Source organism: Litorimonas cladophorae (assembly GCF_014652455.1).
Taxonomy (GTDB): Bacteria; Pseudomonadota; Alphaproteobacteria; order Caulobacterales; family Maricaulaceae; genus Litorimonas; species Litorimonas cladophorae.
In genome coordinates this window covers 1,172,301-1,189,724 of record NZ_BMYV01000001.1, presented here as the reverse complement: position 1 = coordinate 1,189,724, position 17,424 = coordinate 1,172,301, and the positions used below count along the sequence as shown (strand labels likewise).

The following is a 17,424-nucleotide window of genomic DNA, read 5'->3' as shown; positions in this document are numbered from 1 at the left end:
CGGGTCTGAAAAGACCCCTCGTGGTTTAGGGCGAGACGACAGTTGTTCCGCCGGCATTGCTGCCGAACTGATACGATAAGTTGAAATCGACGGGCAGGGCGCGTCTGAAACCGTCCATAAATGTCCCGACTTCCCCGAGCGTATTTTGTGGAACATAGATGATATCGCCACGGCGCAGCTGGATATTATCGTTATATTCTCGGATGTTGAGCATCCCGCCGCGAATATTGACGCTCCGCATCATCATGCCGCCATTTGGGGCGCGCCGTAAAATCGCGATCTCGCGAGACTTGGCTGTCGGGCGAAGGCCCCCCGCCATCAAAATACCTTCTAAGGCGCCGATTCGCCCAGGGATCGTATATGTGCCTGGCTGTCCGACTTGGCCGCCGACGTAAATTTGTTCGGGGGCATAGGCCCGGGGGATAACCGTAAGACGTGGATCGCGAAGCTGGGTGCCAAGCTCCTGCATGAGAAGCGCTTGCACTTGCTGAAATGTGCGCCCTGCGGCCATGATCGGTTTTGCCATAGGCATGACTAGCCGACCATCGGGCCCAACTGTTAGGGTGCGCGATAATTCTGGCGCGGATGCAACGGCAACTTCGACCTGATCACCTGGCACCAACGAATATTCAGGCTCATACTCGACCCACTGCTGGAACATCCCTGCGGGCGGTCGTTGTTGGTAAGAAATGTGTTTCTGACCGCGTAATTTGTGCCAAATATTTTTATATTTCTTCGGTCCAACCTGCAAAGGACGTCCATAACGGTCGACCAAAACGCCATTTGGAGGCTGTTGTGGGGTTGCCACAGGTGTTTGACCATAACGGGACTGTGCCTCCGCAGGTGCGCTAAGCATCGCCAGAGCCGCGCAAGAGGCAGCCAATAGGGCGGTTTTTTTGATATTGTGCATTTAACACAGCCTTTTTCGGGGCAAAGTGACTTTTTTCAAGTGTTAACAAGAATGGATAAGGAATTCTTAAAATTTAGGATGACATGGTTAACGCGAACCGATTTTTAGGGGATTCGCACATGGCCAGACGTGGTCGTAAAAATTTTGAACCAGTTAGTGCCAGCCAAGGTGGTGGGCATGTTGATCCTCGTGTGGGGGACTTGACCGTTGGCGACTACGCCAATGGCGTACCTAACATCCGCCTGAGCGAGATGTTTAAATCCATGGCTCGTCAGTTGATCTGGCTCATTCCTCTGGGTCTATTAGGCTGTGCGCTCGCATTTTATCTCACCAAAGATCTAAAACGGGTCTACACGGGTGATGGTCGCATTATGGTCCAGCTTGGCGAAGAATATGTCTATAATCCCGTCGGCGGTGCGGCCAATGGCAATGGGCTGATGACGACCATCGATACCATCACGCTGACCGAAGCTGCATTGATGAAGAATGGGACCGTAATCGAAAGCGTTTTAGGTCAGATGACGCCGGACCGACAATCGCAAGATCGTTTCAATAAAGAAGCCTTCGCCAAAATCCGCAACGCAGGATCAGAACGCGCCCGTCAGGATGCCGTTATGGAACTCCGTAGATCGGTAGAGGAGAGCTATGTTGTAATGCCGCGGCCGAAATCGTCTATTATCGATGTGGTGTTCAAACATGAAGACCCCGATGTTGCGGTGCAAACAACCAACGCCTTCATTGACGAATATCTATCGTTTCGTCGTCAGGTTTTTGTAGAAGGCTCCAGCGAACTGATCACAGAGCGGCGCGAGGCCACAGAGGCGCAGCTTAACGCAAATGAACGCGCGATAGCCCGCTTCTTAGCCCGAAATAACGTCGCTGATTTTGAATCCGAGCAGACAGGTTTGCGCAAGCGGACAGAAGATCTGAAGGCGAGCTTGAACACGACGCGGGCTTCAGTCGCGGAAACGGAAGCGGCGCTGGCCCAAGTCGAAGATCGGATGCGCGCCACATCGCCGACAATTGACCTGTATGTGGACGACCGGACCGCGCAACGTATCTCGCAAGCTGAGCTGGAATTACGTCAATTAATGGCGAAATATCTGCCTACCTCCGATCCAGTGCGCCAAAAGCAAACTGAATTGAACGAGTTGCGCGCCCTTCAAAGCTCTTACGGCGGTAAAGCCTCTGGCGGACGTCGCGTAGGCCCCAACCCTGAACACCAAGCTTTGGCGACACAGCGCAATACATTGGCGGCAACGGCTGATTCCTTGCGTGAACGCGAATTCGCGTTGCAAGGACAGCTAAATTCAGCCGATAGCAAAATTCGCAAGCTGACGTCTTTAACGCCAGAATATCAAAACCTTTTGCGCGAACGTGAAACGCTTAATACACGTCTCACGTCCTATAACGCAAAAGAACAAGAAGCGTTGATTGATGCCGCACAAGCCGAAACTCAGGCCGAGAATGTCATCGTTATTTCCCGCGCCGAGTATGCGAACAAAGGCCGTAACACCCGTTTGGTGATGTGGGCACTTGGGACCTTAGGCTTTGGTATCGTTCTGGGATTCTTCGCTCTCATCCGTGTCTTCCTTGATCCTCGCCTATATGTGGAGGCGGGAGCTTCCCGTCGATCCAATCATATGCCGATGCAGGAGCAAGATATTCCCGTTATGGCGCCAGAGTTCGATCCGATCCCTGAGCCAATTCCGACATATGAACCCATCGCGCCAGCTTACGACAATCCCTATGATCAATCTGCGGCAACACCGCTCCCAGCTGAGAATTATGGCGTTTCGCCGGATGCATATCCATCCGTTGCGCAAAGCGGCTATCCTGCGGGACAATATACTGCGCAGGCATCTTCCACAGCCGTTCACGGGTACTCACCCGCAACAGGTTATGATCCGTCGGCTTACGTTCAGTTTGATTCGTCGGGTGAGGTGCATTCTATGCAACATTCTGCGGCCCCTCTTAACCAGCAGCCGACGGCAGGTCATCCTTTGGCGACGCAACCCACTGTGGGGCAGGCCGATTTAGATCATCCGCCAATGGCCTTTCAGTCAAATGCCGCATTGGATATCTCAAGTAACCCATATTTGAACGGAGATGTCCAAGCCGGGTCAATCGAAGGCGCGACGCAATATGATGAATACGGGCGGCCGATCTCTCCTCTGGGGTGATAGGTTTTGTCCATTGAAAAACAGGGTTAACGCGTTCTTAATCGAATAACGCCATCTCACATTATGGTCGTCACCGATTTTACACAGACACAGTTACGGCAGCGCAATTTCGCGATTGCGCAAGCAGGCCGATTGCTAGAATCCGTTCTTTGGGTTTTGATTCTGACTTTCTATTCTGGGGCCGTGATTGGATTGACCTTTGCGGATGCTGCGGCGTTGGATGCAGGGGAAAGCCCCTTTGCGCGAAGCCTTTGGTTTTTCACCTATGCGCTAGTTTTGTTTCTAGGCGTTTTTCGCCTCCCACATATTATTCGACTGGCGTCATTTAACCCCCTTATTATTATTTGCGTTCTCTGGTGCGGGCTCAGCATCTTGTGGTCAATCGACCCGGGCGTCAGTCTGCGACGGGCAATTGCACTTACCATGACGACCTTTGCAGGTCTGGCATTTGCGGCGCGGTACGACTGGAATGAAATGGTCCAGCACATCGCGTTCTGTGCGTTGCTGCTCTGCATCATCACAATTTTACTTGTCGGCCTCAATCCGATGCGCGGTATTATGCAGGAAATTCACCCCGGGGCATGGCGCGGTCCTTGGGTCGAAAAAAACCAACTTGGCGGCATAATGACCAAATGTTTTGCGGTTGCCCTTTGCGCATTTGCGATGCGGCCGAAACGGGCGTGGTTGTGGATTCCCGTGGGCGTTCTTTGTTTTGGGCTGGTGTTGCTTTCAACGTCTAAAACGTCTTTGCTCGCAAGTGTTGCTTGCTTCGGGTTTTTCGTTGCGCTTCGCATTTTCCGACGTTTTCCATTTTTGCGCATCATCGTGATGTTCGGATTTTTGGCGATTGTGACGGTTATCGTATCTGTCCTGCTGATTGACCCTGCGTGGGCGTTGGGCCTTATCGGGAAAGATCCAAGCTTAACGGGGCGAACGGATATTTGGGCCCTATTGATGGAAGCTGTGAGCCAAAAATTCTGGCTAGGATATGGCTATGGCGTCTATTGGTTAGACCCCTTGGGGCCGAGCTACCAGATCAGAGAAATTTTGGAATGGTCTGTTCCGACTGCGCATAATGGATGGTTTGACGCGTGGTTGTCGGCGGGCTTTGTCATTATTTTCTTATTTAGTATCTTGCTCATCATTACGGTCATGATGGCATTGTCCCGCATTAAACATGGCGGGGTCGAGACTTACTGGGTCGTGTTGTCCATGTTCTTTTTCATCACATTCTCGCTCTCAGAGTCGACGATCCTTCAGCAGAATGACCTGTCTTGGTTTCTTTTCGTTGCGACAGCTTCGAAATTGTGGGCACGAGAAAAGCCTTATTGGCGGCCGGGTTCGACACCCTTTGTCGCGCGCATGGGAATTAAGCGAGGCTAGTTGCCCTTTTCTCGGGCTTTCCATGAGAGCCCAGACGCTTACGCAAAGCCAAAAACGGCGTTTCTACAAGATAGAATGAGATACACGACAGCAGAAGTGTCGCGCCCAATATGATCGGAATTTGCAGCCAAATAGGTTCAACAAATTTATGCGTCAAATCCGCAACTGGGAAATGCCAAAGATAAAGCGCGTAAGACAATACGCCGAGCCAAGCTAATGGCTTCCATTCCAACAATCCGAGCGCAAACCTGATCTTTTGGAAGTAATAGAGATTTAGCATCAACACAAAGAGTGCGGCGCCTTGAATGGAATAGCGAATTGTCATGCGGAAGGTTTCATCCCGCAGGACGAAGGTCAGGCCGATGGCCAGCGCGGCCCCTATCAACGGCACCCAGCCCACAAATTTAGACAGAAAAACCTGCCAGTATTCTCGATCCAAGAGGCAGGATAACAGGCACCCCCAGACAATACTGTCAATGCGCGCGTCCGTCATCATATAGGTGTATGTTTCCGCGGGTACATTCGGCAGCACGATTGGCACCAAGGCCCGCCAAATTGGCACGAGGATCAGAACGGCCAAAAGGATAAGCAGCAAACGCCGCGAGAAAGCGCCCGCCAAGACGAGTGTCAGCGGGAAAATAAGATAGAAATGCTCCTCAACGGCCAGGGACCATAGGGGACGCCACGCCATATTCGCATCAACGACACCTGCATCGACCCCGACCTGAAATAGGTTGGACGTATAGAACACACCTGAAAAGAACTCGAGCCAGCTCGGTCCACCGGCGTCCAAAAGACGAAAGATCAACGTACTTCCGAACAGCATAAACAATAGGGCGGGGTAGAGCCGCACAAACCGTCGAAGATAAAAAGCCTTGAGATCAATCCGTCCTTTTAGCTTGGCTTCAGCCAATAAAAGACGCGTAATTAAAAACCCTGAAATGAAGAAGAATGCGGTAACCCCAAAGCCGCCAGGAACGATATGACTCAATCCCATATGCGCGATTATGACGATACCAACGGCAAGGGCGCGAAGCCCGTCCAATGCTGGGATATATCCATAGCCAGCCGATGGCGTTAATGCACCGTGGTTGAGGGAAGGCGCTGGGCTTTCCGATGTTTCCGTGGTCATTTTTTTAAACCCCGTAGAGCTTCGGGGACAGGCGCTGCGCCCAAAACACCTTCCCAACACCTTGCGCCAAGCGGCCAAAATGTTGGACAGATTTAGGACGGCTCATAAGTTTGGAAATGGTCCAAAGCGTGAAGTAAATGCCTGTCTGAACAACGCCAACAGCCATCCATTTGAACACCTCTGGTACGCCTTTGAACCCCTTCTCGGCCGCATGTTTCGTTGGGCCTTGACCCCATGCAAAATTCCGACGCCACACATAGCTCAGCGTTGCGCGTTGGGCAGGCACATGTTCAAAAGTGATGGCATCTTCGATCCACGCGACCTTAGCGCCTTGTTGCATCAGATGATTAAATAAGGCGTCATCTTCTCCACCGCTCGTGTTTAGGGTCGGGTCAAATACTGGCTCAGGCAACGTTTCTTTGCCGCGGTCCAAGTAGCAATTTCCCGTGGCGATACCTTCGTTGATCAATCCTGTTTCATAATCGCGAACACGACAAAACAGGGGCTGCATATAGTCAAAGAGGGCGTTTCCTGCTTCGGGCATGACTGCAAATGCGGGGCCGAAGGCGAGCGTCGCATCGAATTTTTGTGCGCCCGTAAACAAGATTTTCGCCCAATCGCGGTCTGCTTCCATGTCGTCGTCGATGAACAAGATATATCGGCCGTTCGCGGCCTCTAAGGCTCCATTTCGGGCATTGGAAACGCCGGGCTCGGGTACATGCAGATGAATGATTTTTGAGACCGAGGTCTCCATAAATGCGACGATTACATCATTTGCGCTGGCCAAGGGGTCGTTATCGGCGATGACAATTTCCAAGTCGAATCCATCAACTTGGGATCCGTCTATACTCGTGAGCAAGCGTTTGAGCGCCGCAGGTCGTTTATAGGTCGGAATAACGATCGAAATAACGTTGTCTTGCCAGCTCATGAGATAGTCTCCCGCTGTTGCAGTTTTTGAAATGCCTGATCAACGGTCAGAACCAAAGCGCCGCTTGCCTTAACGGCGGAAACAACCCGCGCGAAATTTTCTGGTGTACATCCGTACTGGCTGGGCATGTCTCGCACGTCATGGGTGAAGAGATGCAGCCATTGCGGCGTTTCCGTTAGTTCAGAAATCTGCGCGATAGCAGCTTCAATCGTATCATCCGAATAAAGCCGCATCGCATTTAAAAGATTGGCGTCTTGAGACGGGTTATTCGGTGAAATAACGCCGCGTAGAGTCGCGAAACGCGTGCGTAAGGCCTGTTTTAATGCGGGCGAAACTTCTCCGAAAGGGTAAGCGAAATGGCGGCTTGGCGGCAGACCCAAATTTTTCAGCGTTTTCTGGTTCTTTTTTATATCCGCCAGAAAGGTCTTTAGGCTGACATCTATTGTGTTGAGATGAGAATACGTATGATCTGCAATTTCATGGCCGCTGGAATGAACGGCGACCACGTCTTCCAAACTCATATGCAAACCTAAATGGTTTGTTGTGTCGCAGAGCCCACATGCCACGTAGATAGTTGCACGCCAGTCTTCTGCTTCCAACATGGGCAGAGCCGTTTGGATGGCCGATCGGGGACAGTCGTCAAAACTGAACGTTACGATCGATTGATGAGGTGGCGGCAAAACGGCCTTCTCAACAAACCGAGCCATACGGCGGCTCAACAAATTGCGCAGGGATTTCATGATAAAGCCTCCGCGTAATGCGAAGCGCGCCACAGCTTCAGCGCAAGTAAGCGTAACCGCATCGGCAAGACACGAATTTTCACGCAAAGTTTCAAGACTGGACGCATCAGCGACTGCCCGGGAAGGCGCCCCAATTTTTTTGAAATTTTATAAAGTGACAATTGGGGGGCGAGGTCAGGGTGTGCGTCAATAAACCGACGATAATTGGCTCCAGATGTTGCAAAGCGACGCAGCATCGTATCTGTTGTTTCAAGCCCCAAGTGAATAGCGGGGTTGTCTGCGTGGACCAGCTTGAAATGTTTGGAGACGCGTGCCGCCCATTCACTGTCTTCCCATCCCCATCCAGAAAAACCTCCATCAAAAGGTTGTTGGGCTAAGACATTTCGGCGGACGCATAGGTTTGAGGAGGCCACATATTGCGGCCCTGCGGCTTGTCTCTGCGCAAGACTGAGGCAGTCGGAGACTTCAGAAAGCGCCCGGTGAATATCGCGGTCAGGGTTTTCAGCTTTCGGTTCAACTTGAAATCCCCCGAAAATAACGTCTGCATCTGCCGTATTCATGAGCGTCAAATAGGATTGCAAAAATTCAGATTTAGCAGGCAGCATATCGGCATCTAAAAACAAGACCCAATCCGCCCGTGCGTTGTCACAGAGTGCGTTTCGCGCGGCTGATCGCCCTTGGTTTTCTGAATTCGTGATCAAACGGGCTGCGCCTTGGCAGTCATTGACGACGGCCGACATAGCGTCGGTTAGTTCCGCATCTCCTGTCCCATCGTCATAAATCAAGATTTCTACCGGATGCGTTGTCGTCTCCTGATCCAATGCGCGCAACAAAGCGGACGCATCGTCTTTGAAAAACGGGATGAGCACCGAGAGGGTGGGGCGCGTCGCGTTATAGCTTGTACTGATTATGTTAAGAATTGTCATTCCGCCGGCTCCGGAAGAGGCGACTTGATCAGTCGTTGACGCAAACCTCGAATAAAGCTCCTGCAGTCGGCAGCATTAATGAGCCAACAAGAAAGCAGATAGACAATAATGCCGACCATGGCCTTGATCGAAAGCGTAATGAAGCCAGGATTCATGGCCTCCAAAGGTAACAGGGAAACCGCGCTCGCCATAGCAAGGCTACATACCCCAATTTCAAGCGCCGCACGGATCGGCAGGGGAAGAGGATAATCGCGGCGTGCCAAAATAGTCGCAATAACAATTGCAAGGACATAGGACGAAATGGTCGCCCAAACCGCGCCCATTAACCCATGCGTCGGGATAAGGATTAAATTGAGCGCAATGTTTAAGATGACAGGCAAAACAAGCGCCCAGACATATTTCTGCGTTTGGCCAGACAGCATAAAGGCGCGGTGGACGTAATAGGTCATGAAACCATTGATCAGGCCGGCGATTGCAATCCATGGCATGACTGAGATTGCGCCATCGCGCACCCCTTCACCCAATATAAAGCCAGCGTCTTTCGACACGAGGGCGATACCTGTCGCTGCGGGGACGGTGATCCATAACAATGTCGCCCCATATGATTTCAATACGTCGCGGGAGCCTGCTGTGCCCTGTTGCTCCATCACGGTAATTGCGACGGGCGTCACGGCCATGGAGACCCAAACGAATAGAATCTCAAGGCTGCGGTTAGCGAGATTATAACCCGCATTATACTCACCCGCTGACGCCGTGCCCATAATGGCGGAAATGATATACACGTCCGCTGAATTCAAAGCATATGACATGAGCAAGCCAAGACAAAGTGGAGCACCATATATGAAATATGTCTTCACCTTTTCACGTTGGAACTGCCCGCCTTTCATGTTTCGCCACATGAAGAGTAAGTCGATGCCACCGACGATGATCAGGCCGCAGATCACGCCAATAAAGGGCGCAGATGCGCGCAATGGGGTGACCAGAATGAACAGAATGCCCAGAGAAAAACTGATCAATGTTTGTGTTGAATAGGCAAGAGAGTATCGTTTTATCCGATGGGCGGCCTTGTGGGCCTCCATCCCAAGATTGAATAAAACTTGAAGACAGGTCGAACCTAAGGCGAATGTCAGAACAAAGACAAGGTCATGACTTAAGGGACTGAGCGCCAAAGTAAGCATGATAGCGACAAATCCGAATGCGCCAATAAAAGCCCCCAGACGGTAGAGCGTTACCAGATGCGACGCGACGTCATTTTCACGTTCTGCGCGGGCTTGAAAGCGGGCCATGGCCGCCTCCATCCACGTGAACAAGGCCATGTGCACGAATTGCATCGTGATCATCGCAATCGCGTAAATGCCAAACTCTGTTGGTTCGAGCAGGCGAGTCAGGATCACAATCGTCCCGAACGCCGTTAGAACGTTTGCCAGATTGACCGGCAAGTAGGCGAGTATGGAGCGACCTAGCATTAAATTTAACGCGCGTTGCTTCGGTCGCCCAACAGGACGGGGAGAGTTTTAAGCATGATGAGAATGTCCCAAAGCACGTTTGACTGTTCAATATACTCGACATCTAATCGAACGCGTTCCGCGACGTCATCGGCTGTATGCAATGGACCGCGAGACCCATTGATCTGAGCCCAGCCCGTCATTCCGGGTTTGACCTTATGACGATGCGCATATTCGGCAACGAGCTCGATACTGGCTTTGCCTTCGGTTTTCATTCCAACGGCATGCGGACGCGGTCCCACAAGTGACATCTCACCTTTCAAAACGTTCAGAAGCTGCGGCAATTCATCCAAGGACGTTTTGCGAATAAAGCGCCCGATTTTCGTAACCCGCGCATCACCGACAGTTGTTTGCTGCTCAGCCTTCAAATCCGCTTTATCATTTCGCATAGATCTGAATTTATACACGTCGAAGACGCGGTTGTTGAAACCGTGTCGCGGCTGTTTGAATAATGCAGGTCCGGGACTATCAAGACGGATTAACAGCGCGATCAGAGCCAAAACGGGTGCGCCCAAAATCAGCGCGACTGATGATATTCCAATATCTAGTAGACGTTTAACCGCTGTGTGTCGACCTGACTTTGGGTTACCCGTAACATCGCGCAGGCTGATTTCTGCGATCTCGGAAACGCGTTGCTGAACATGGTTCAAAGTTTCAAATTCGTCGACAACAAAAGCAATCCGGTTAGGCAGAAGGCGCACGCGATTGACGAAATCTTCTTTCCGCTTGTTTGCCATAGACGGCAAAGTCACGACGATGCGATTGACATAGGGCAAGGCATCCCAGGCCAATAGATCGTCAACCGTGCCGACGACGGGCACACCGTGAATATTATGCGGGGCACGCGCCATCCGGTCATCAAAAATGCCGAGGATATTCAATTCTTTCGATTTGGCGTTTTCCTCGATGATTCGACGTGCGCTTTCTGTGGCGCCCAACATGACAATTGTCGGAGCTAAAGCGCCGCGAGAGTGTAAACGTCGAATTTGGGTGTGGTAAAAGCCGTGGAGAACGGTGAGCAGGGCGATAGCGCCCAGCCCAGCTTTTGCCAAAGCATCGGGCAGGAAAGTTTCTGGGCGCACAATCAAAGCAATTGTCAACCAAACCCCTAAGGCGGCGAAACTGGCAATAGCCACAGTCTTTAAGTGGGATGATAACGTTGTCGCGGCATTGAAACGGTAGGCGTTGGACACAAATAATGCGACGATGAAAATAATAGACCCGAGGACGGAGGCAGCAACAGGTGCCGCAATACCGCGATCATTAACGCCAATATAGCCGTTCCAAATTCCGATCGCGATAATTGCGCAGACGAGCATTATATCTAAACCGCGAAGTCCAAAGCGAACGGCGTTCATATTTATCTGTTGCTTGGGCACCGATACGTCCGCCGTTGTCAGGCGTTTACGACGTCGATCAATCATCGGCTTTTTCGCGGGTTCAGGGCGAATTTTATTGGCAAAAGCTTCCAAACGGGAATCCGAGGACCCTCGCTTTTCGTCACCGCGCCGAACAGAGCTATGTTTAGGCGTCACATCTTCCGAACGAGACAGCAAGGCCGCGCTCTTTTTGTTCTGTATTGGCATTCCACTCACCTGTTTTTTTCAGAGTTGTACCCTGACGATGCAAATATCCCGTAAACGACATGGATATTTATCAGTGATGCATCTCTTAAGCCGAGGGACCGGGAGTGTCCTTTCGTGACCCATATTGGCGGGTGTTATGGTTAACAAAAAAGAAACACTGCGATGAACTGTATTGGGCTTGATTAGGGCTTGCGGGCGCGGAGAGGAATCGCTAGTCCCGCCGACGGAGACGTGGCCGAGTGGTCGAAGGCGCTCCCCTGCTAAGGGAGTATGGGTCATAAGCCCATCGAGGGTTCGAATCCCTTCGTCTCCGCCACTACCTTCTGGCGCATACCGACCAATATATTACATTCAAAATTCCCCACTTGAGGGCGGAAAACTAGGTTAGAAGCCCACTATGGGAATCAAAGACTTTTCATTGCTATTCACGGTATGTTTCGTGTGGGGGCTCAATATTGTCATCACGCGCTGGGTCGTGTTCGATGCGGCTGTTCCGCCCATATTCTTTGCCGCGATAAGATTTTTGGGTGTTGCAGTTTTGTTGATCCCGTTTTTACGCCCCATTCCAGAAGATATTAAAACCTTGTTCTTAATATCCTTTTTCATTGGAGCCGGGCATTTTGCGTTGCTCTTTGTGGGTCTTGCGAATGCAGAAGCCTCAGCCGCCTCAGTCGTTAGCCAATTGGCTGTGCCGTTCTCGACCTTAATGAGTATGGCCTTTCTAGGTGAAACGATTGGCTGGCGTCGCGGAATCGGGATCATGCTCGCCTTCGCGGGAGTTTTGCTCATAGCTGTTGACCCTGCGAGCTTCACCGTCTCATTCGGGCTCCTGTACATAGCGGGTGCGGCCTTTATTGGCTCTGTTGGTGGTATCTTGATGAAGAGAATGAAACCAGTTTCGGCGATGCAAATGCAGGTTTGGATTGCTCTATTCTCATTCGCCCCGCTCTTTGTCGTTTCTGCCTTTTTAGAGCAGGGGCAGTGGACGACCTATGTCGCGGGCGGGTGGCTTGTCTGGGTTGCGACCGCATTTGCCGTCGTTGGCGTGTCGATCTTTGGCCATGGCGCCTTTTACCACCTCATCAAGAAATATGATATCTCGTTGCTTTCACCCTTAACGCTCATGACTCCGATTTGGGGCGTCGTTCTAAGTATTGTCCTGTTGAACGACGCAATTACGCCGCAACTTATCTTGGGGGCAGTGGTGTCGCTGGGCGGCGTGTTGGTGATCGCGCTTCGACCGAATAGGACAATGCCGGAGGCCAGCATGGGTGAGAAAATCGGAAGCGGGGGCTCGTAAACCTGTCGGATAAAATCCAATGCAGATATTGTTGCCTGTGACAAAATAGCTTAGGGCGCTTCTGACTTGAAGGAGCCCACATGTCTGATCTGTTGAACCAATGCCCTGTAATCCCTGTCGTGGCAATTGAAGACCCCGATAATGCTGTAGAGCTGTGCCACGCGCTTAATCGCGGCGGGATCAATGCGATTGAAGTTACCCTTCGTACAGAAAAAGCGATTGCGGCCATCAAAGAGATTAAGAAGCATTGCCCTAAGATGATCCTGGGCGTTGGGACAATCTTATTACCGGATGACGTTTTAGCCTCTGAGGACGCCGGAGCGGACTTTTTAGTATCACCTGGATTATCGCCTAACCTGAAAACAGCGTTGCAAAAAACAAACCTATTGGCCTTGCCAGGCACCGCATCTCCCTCGGAAGCACTAAGCGCCTATGAGGCCGGATTTCAAAAGGTGAAGCTTTTTCCCGCAGAAGCGGTTGGCGGCGCACAGCTTTTGAAATCTATCCAAGCCCCTATGCCGAAGGTCATGTTCATGCCGACAGGCGGCGTACGGACATCGAACATGCGTTCTTATCTCGACCTTCCCAATGTCTATGCTGTCGGTGGAACATGGATCGCGACGATGGACGACATCAAGAACCGGGATTGGGCATCTGTTGAGAAAAAAGCCGCTGAAGCGGTTCAAATCGCCTCAGCCAAATAACTTTTACCAACTTTTAGTGAGTTTAGGACGCGAGCTTTAACGACTGAAGTCGTTCCTTCGCGTCCATCGTTACTTCTAAGGACCGCAGTCGGGCGTCCTGATCATAAAAGTTTTTGGCGATTATGATCTCGTCCGGTCTTACATGTTCGCAGAAGAACGAAAGTTTTTCCGCGACAGTATCCGCTGTTCCGACCGCACTGATTTGCAACATCATATCGACCTGTGCCGCGACGTGGGCAGGAACTTGATAACCTTCGACAGGGCGTTTTGTCAGGCCGCGCCGGTTCGTTAAAATGCCGACAAAGGCCTGGATGAGAGTCGAGAAATGGAATTGTGCTTCTTCCTCGGTGTCGGCGGCAAAGACATTACAGGCCATCATGAAGTAGGGCTTGTCTAGATGGCGCGATGGCTTGAAATCTCGACGGTAGATAGCTGCGGCTTGCAGTAAATGGCTTGGCGCAAAATGCGACGCAAAGGCGTAGGGGAGCCCTAACTTCGCCGCTAATTGCGCACCGAACAGGCTAGAACCGAGTATCCAAACAGGAACCTCTGTCCCTTCACCAGGTATAGCACGCACGCCCAAAGCTTGGCCGTGTTCGGGCGTCGAAAGAAAATGGATGAGTTCTTCCACATCTTTCGGGAAGCTATTTGCGGCTTGCTCATAGTCTTTTCGCATTGCTCGAATAACGCCGATGTCGCCCCCAGGCGCTCGGCCTAGTCCAAGATCGATGCGTCCAGGGTGGAGAGTGGCCAAGGTTCCGAATTGCTCTGCAATAAGCAGTGGCGCGTGGTTGGGCAACATGACACCGCCAGAGCCAAGACGGATTTTTTTCGTATGCGCCGCAATATGCGCGATTAGAACCGATGTCGCAGAACTAGCGACACCCGGGATGTTATGATGTTCCGCATACCAAACGCGATTATAGGCGAGCGCCTCGGCCTTTTGGGCAAGCTTGACACTACCCGCAAAACTTTCCGCAGCCGTTTGACCTTCTAAGACTTGCGCCAGATCGAGAATGGAAAATGGAATGCTCACTCTTTTAATCCAGCACCGCTTTTATGCTTGGGCCATATGGCGACTTACCGAGGACGGCGATTTGCGTTTGTGCCGAGACTTTGTTGATCATTTCTTGCGGACGCGCAACGGGATGTAAGGCCACGCGAAGTGGTCGTGAGCCTTTAGGCATGGCAATGGTTCGGGCGATCGCGCGCGGAATATCCATCGGATCGGACTCTCCGCCACCACTCCCAACTTTACCCATACCCGCTGTGAACTGCGGGTAAGCGGCCAGCATGTCGTCTGATAGCCGTGATTTGAGTGCCGCTGTGGGCTTGGCTTGGTTTTCCCAAATTTTCGTCGGGTATCCACCCGGTTGGATGATGGTCACTTCGATGCCATGAGGTTGAACCTCATAAGCGAGCTGTTCGCTCATGGCTTCAAGCGCAAATTTTGTCGGAGAATATTGACCAAACCCAGGAATGATGACGCGACCGAGTTGAGAGGTCACATTGAAAATCTGACCACCTCCCGCTGCGCGCATGGCGGGTAAAACGGCGCGCATCATGCGTTGTGGGCCGAAAACATTTGTATCGAAGATAAGCTGAGTTGCTTGCATGTCTTGCGCTTCGATAGGACCGGATAAGGCCATGCCCGCATTATTGATCAAAACATCTAGCTTTCCGCCAGCGGCCTTCAGCGCCTTTTTCACACCCGATTTTACTTGCCGGTCTTGCGTCACGTCAATTTCAATGACCGTGATATCCAGACCTTCGGCATTGGCGAGCTCTTTGAGTTCTGTCGCTTCAGGTCGAGGGAGATTGCGCATGGTCGCGAAGACTTTCGCGCCTAAACGTGCATAATGCTCAGCGCCTAATCGGCCAAATCCCGACGAAGTGCCTGTGATTAGAATGGACGTGCCTGTCAGATCGAGAGGTGTTTCGCTGGTGTCATCTGCCGCCAGAGACGGGGTTGCGGCATAGGTTGCGGCCAAAACACCTGCGCCGATCATCAGATGACGTCTGTTGAGGTTTGTTTCGTTTGGCATGTCTATCTCCTTGTGCTGACGCGCTTATATCAGGGTTCTTGCTAGTGTCCGCATACGAAATCGTGATGTACGTCCATGCCATGTTTTAGGTGATTAGCTGAATCCACTTTAGCAAAAGCCTCAGAGCGACGACAAGAATAAGCATAGCCGTGAGTTTTTTTACGACAGACTGCGAGAGTTTGAAAACGCCAAACCGATTGCCGATGAACCCGCCGATCAAAACTGCCGGCAGCACGGGCCAATAGGATAGGGCCGCGCCTAAATGTTCAGAAGACGCGAGTTTTGTGAACTGACCCGCAAAGCCCGAAATCGAGTTGACTAAAATGAAAACACTGCAGGTGGCTGCAATGGTTTTCGCATTTCCCCAACGTTTAAAATAAAGAACAGGGGCTAAAAATATACCGCCGCCGATGCCGACTAGCCCAGAATAAAAACCAATTGCTGCTCCAATGACCGCGCTTTGCCAAATTGGAATCGCGTGATCTGCATCGAAGGTGTCTTCAAAATTTATTTTTGAAAACAACAATCGCGCGCCCGCCAAAAGTAGCGCGACCCACAATAGACCGATGAATGTAGTTTCAGAAATGTTGAGGCGTCCACCGATCCATGCGGCGGGTATAGACAATACGACGAGGGGCCAGAGTTTCTGCCAGCGGATAAACCCTTGTTTTGCGTATCGCAGGGCGTTGCCCGATACCACGAGGATATTACAAGTCAGGGCGACCAAAGGCACGATGCGATAGTCTGCGCCGCTGGCGACCAAGAGCGCGGTATAGGTCGAGCCGCCGCCGAAACCGACGCTGGCATACAGAAGCGCGGTAAGGCCGAAAAGCAACGTGAGGAAGGCGAGCTTCACCAGAAGCATCCTCGGCCGTGAAGGTTCAAGGCTTGGATTTTTTGACCTACCTTATAGGGCCCGCCCATGGCAGGGATCCGCAGAAGGCTGTTCGAAGTCGCTTGGGGAAGAAGGCGATAACTGTCCTGCACTGGATAGGGAGCCGCCATCATCACGCCGTCCCTATTGGATATAGTCGCCCTGAGATAGGTCTCGCGAGGTCCATTCTCATCTAACGCTTCCGCTAAAACTACTGTCGTGAACACATTGGGTAGACCCAAAAGTGGACGTAAGAAAACGTGGGCGCCGACGAATGTTGAAGCGGGGTTTCCGGGAAGCCCCAGTATAATTTGTGAAGCCTTCCGCATCATCCAGCATGGCTTGCCCGGTTTCATCGCGACACTTTCAAAAAGACTGTCATACCCCGCCGCGCGGAAGGCGGGACGTAAAAGGTCGTGATCGCCAACGGAGGCTCCGCCAATCGGGATAACGATATCAAACCCTTGAAGTTGTTTCAGTTTTTCCCGAATTTCAGCCTCATCATCGCGAACAATCCCTAGATCTGTTACATCTGCGCCCCAAGCTTCTAGTGCAGCCTTCAAGCCAACGGCGTTAGCTGAAAAAATTTCCCCATGTAAAATATCAGACCCCAATGCGCGTAATTCATTGCCCGAGCTCATCAGAGCTACCTTGGGTTTGCGCTTCACATCAACGGTCGCGTGATTGGCGGCCGCACAGAGTGTCAGATGCGCGGGATTTAGCCTTTCGCCCTTGGAAACCAAGAGCTTTCCTTTCGGAAAGTCAGACGCGCGAGGTCGAATGAACGCATCAGCTCGCGGGGCGCGTCGTACAGTTACCCAACTATCCTTCAGAACAGCCTGTTCTTTACGTAAAATTCGATCTGTCCCATTTGGTGCGATGGCGCCAGTAGAGATTTTCACCGCTTCGCCCGCTTCCACATCAGAACCAAAGGGGATTCCTGCTGACGCCTCGCCGATCAGTCTTAAGGTCTCGCCAAGTTTACAGGCTTGGACAGCATAACCGTCCATGCTTGAACTTTTAAAAGGCGGCATGTCCAAACCGGCGAAAATATCCTTTGCCGTCACACGGCCAAACGCGTCATTTACCGATACCGTCTCTGCCCCAAAATCGGGTCGGTGCTGATCTATCAGCAAGAGGGCATCAGAAACGGAAATCATTTTAAAGTCTGTAGCCTGCAGACGCCGTCGCATAAAGCATTGCCTTAA

15 protein-coding genes and 1 tRNA gene are annotated in these 17,424 nt (G+C 51.7%); 5 read left to right on the top strand and 11 right to left on the bottom strand.

The features are described from left to right. Window positions 1–25 precede the first annotated feature (25 nt). A complete protein-coding gene (locus IE073_RS05630; RefSeq protein WP_189582456.1) occupies window positions 26–910 on the bottom strand; it encodes a polysaccharide biosynthesis/export family protein in 885 nt (294 codons plus the stop codon). Between the two features lie 119 nt (window positions 911–1,029). On the opposite strand from IE073_RS05630, the gene IE073_RS05625 reads away from it, so the two are divergent. Then, the gene (locus tag IE073_RS05625; protein WP_189582453.1) at window positions 1,030–3,093 is read left to right on the top strand and encodes a GumC family protein; all 2,064 of its coding nucleotides are present in this window, start codon (window positions 1,030–1,032) and stop codon (window positions 3,091–3,093) included. A 63-nt stretch (window positions 3,094–3,156) separates the two neighbouring features. After that, window positions 3,157–4,476, top strand: coding sequence for an O-antigen ligase family protein (locus tag IE073_RS05620; protein WP_189582451.1), 1,320 nt, complete (start codon window positions 3,157–3,159; stop codon window positions 4,474–4,476). Here the strand turns inward: IE073_RS05620 and IE073_RS05615 are convergent. Genes IE073_RS05615 through IE073_RS05590 form a run of 6 tightly spaced genes read right to left on the bottom strand, consistent with a single transcriptional unit; the run spans window position 4,463 to window position 11,293 of the window. Further along, entirely contained in the window at window positions 4,463–5,608 is a 1,146-nt protein-coding gene (locus tag IE073_RS05615; protein ID WP_189582448.1) for an acyltransferase family protein, read from the bottom strand. The two genes, IE073_RS05620 and IE073_RS05615, sit on opposite strands and share 14 nt — an antisense overlap. A gap of 4 nt (window positions 5,609–5,612) precedes the next feature. Then, on the bottom strand, window positions 5,613–6,536 hold the full coding sequence (locus IE073_RS05610; protein ID WP_189582445.1) for a glycosyltransferase family 2 protein: 924 nt from the start codon (window positions 6,534–6,536) through the stop codon (window positions 5,613–5,615). Then, window positions 6,533–7,276: a polysaccharide deacetylase family protein gene (locus IE073_RS05605; RefSeq protein ID WP_189582442.1), complete on the bottom strand. Its 744-nt coding sequence runs from the start codon at window positions 7,274–7,276 to the stop codon at window positions 6,533–6,535. Before IE073_RS05605 ends, IE073_RS05610 begins: the two co-directional genes overlap by 4 nt. Then, complete coding sequence (locus tag IE073_RS05600) at window positions 7,273–8,202, bottom strand: glycosyltransferase family 2 protein (protein WP_189582439.1); 930 nt, start codon at window positions 8,200–8,202, stop codon at window positions 7,273–7,275. The genes IE073_RS05605 and IE073_RS05600 overlap by 4 nt, the downstream gene beginning before the upstream one ends. Further along, entirely contained in the window at window positions 8,199–9,668 is a 1,470-nt protein-coding gene (locus IE073_RS05595) for a lipopolysaccharide biosynthesis protein (protein ID WP_189582436.1), read from the bottom strand. The genes IE073_RS05600 and IE073_RS05595 overlap by 4 nt, the downstream gene beginning before the upstream one ends. Before the next feature lie 5 nt (window positions 9,669–9,673). Then, the gene (locus IE073_RS05590; protein ID WP_189582433.1) at window positions 9,674–11,293 is read right to left on the bottom strand and encodes an exopolysaccharide biosynthesis polyprenyl glycosylphosphotransferase; all 1,620 of its coding nucleotides are present in this window, start codon (window positions 11,291–11,293) and stop codon (window positions 9,674–9,676) included. Window positions 11,294–11,518: 225 nt separating this feature from the next. Here IE073_RS05590 and IE073_RS05585 point away from each other — a divergent pair. The 3 genes from IE073_RS05585 to IE073_RS05575 all read left to right on the top strand — a co-directional run bounded on the left by IE073_RS05585 (window position 11,519) and on the right by IE073_RS05575 (window position 13,297). Continuing rightward, a tRNA-Ser gene (locus IE073_RS05585) sits at window positions 11,519–11,609 on the top strand. An 81-nt stretch (window positions 11,610–11,690) separates the two neighbouring features. Continuing rightward, complete coding sequence (locus tag IE073_RS05580) at window positions 11,691–12,593, top strand: DMT family transporter (RefSeq protein WP_189582430.1); 903 nt, start codon at window positions 11,691–11,693, stop codon at window positions 12,591–12,593. 80 nt (window positions 12,594–12,673) lie between these two features. Then, entirely contained in the window at window positions 12,674–13,297 is a 624-nt protein-coding gene (locus IE073_RS05575) for a bifunctional 4-hydroxy-2-oxoglutarate aldolase/2-dehydro-3-deoxy-phosphogluconate aldolase (RefSeq protein WP_189582427.1), read from the top strand. Between the two features lie 22 nt (window positions 13,298–13,319). On the opposite strand, the gene IE073_RS05570 is transcribed toward IE073_RS05575, so the two are convergent. From IE073_RS05570 to IE073_RS05555, 4 genes are all read right to left on the bottom strand, one after another. Further along, a complete protein-coding gene (locus IE073_RS05570) occupies window positions 13,320–14,333 on the bottom strand; it encodes an LLM class flavin-dependent oxidoreductase (protein ID WP_189582423.1) in 1,014 nt (337 codons plus the stop codon). Between the two features lie 4 nt (window positions 14,334–14,337). Then, window positions 14,338–15,342 (bottom strand): SDR family oxidoreductase, encoded by a 1,005-nt coding sequence (locus IE073_RS05565; RefSeq protein ID WP_189582420.1) that lies wholly within the window; start codon window positions 15,340–15,342, stop codon window positions 14,338–14,340. Window positions 15,343–15,427: 85 nt separating this feature from the next. Further along, window positions 15,428–16,207 (bottom strand): sulfite exporter TauE/SafE family protein, encoded by a 780-nt coding sequence (locus IE073_RS05560; RefSeq protein ID WP_189582417.1) that lies wholly within the window; start codon window positions 16,205–16,207, stop codon window positions 15,428–15,430. Next, entirely contained in the window at window positions 16,195–17,409 is a 1,215-nt protein-coding gene (locus IE073_RS05555; protein WP_189582412.1) for a molybdopterin molybdotransferase MoeA, read from the bottom strand. The genes IE073_RS05560 and IE073_RS05555 overlap by 13 nt, the downstream gene beginning before the upstream one ends. Window positions 17,410–17,424 lie beyond the last annotated feature (15 nt).

Coding starts and splice junctions, on each gene's coding strand:
- IE073_RS05630 (WP_189582456.1), bottom strand. CDS start 910: ATGCACAATATCAAAAAAACCGCCCTATTGGCTGCCTCTTGCGCGGCT.
- IE073_RS05580 (WP_189582430.1), top strand. CDS start 11,691: ATGGGAATCAAAGACTTTTCATTGCTATTCACGGTATGTTTCGTGTGG.
- IE073_RS05575 (WP_189582427.1), top strand. CDS start 12,674: ATGTCTGATCTGTTGAACCAATGCCCTGTAATCCCTGTCGTGGCAATT.
- IE073_RS05565 (WP_189582420.1), bottom strand. CDS start 15,342: ATGCCAAACGAAACAAACCTCAACAGACGTCATCTGATGATCGGCGCA.
- IE073_RS05555 (WP_189582412.1), bottom strand. CDS start 17,409: ATGCGACGGCGTCTGCAGGCTACAGACTTTAAAATGATTTCCGTTTCT.
- IE073_RS05605 (WP_189582442.1), bottom strand. CDS start 7,276: ATGAAATCCCTGCGCAATTTGTTGAGCCGCCGTATGGCTCGGTTTGTT.
- IE073_RS05600 (WP_189582439.1), bottom strand. CDS start 8,202: ATGACAATTCTTAACATAATCAGTACAAGCTATAACGCGACGCGCCCC.
- IE073_RS05615 (WP_189582448.1), bottom strand. CDS start 5,608: ATGACCACGGAAACATCGGAAAGCCCAGCGCCTTCCCTCAACCACGGT.
- IE073_RS05560 (WP_189582417.1), bottom strand. CDS start 16,207: ATGCTTCTGGTGAAGCTCGCCTTCCTCACGTTGCTTTTCGGCCTTACC.
- IE073_RS05625 (WP_189582453.1), top strand. CDS start 1,030: ATGGCCAGACGTGGTCGTAAAAATTTTGAACCAGTTAGTGCCAGCCAA.
- IE073_RS05610 (WP_189582445.1), bottom strand. CDS start 6,536: ATGAGCTGGCAAGACAACGTTATTTCGATCGTTATTCCGACCTATAAA.
- IE073_RS05590 (WP_189582433.1), bottom strand. CDS start 11,293: ATGCCAATACAGAACAAAAAGAGCGCGGCCTTGCTGTCTCGTTCGGAA.
- IE073_RS05595 (WP_189582436.1), bottom strand. CDS start 9,668: ATGCTAGGTCGCTCCATACTCGCCTACTTGCCGGTCAATCTGGCAAAC.
- IE073_RS05620 (WP_189582451.1), top strand. CDS start 3,157: ATGGTCGTCACCGATTTTACACAGACACAGTTACGGCAGCGCAATTTC.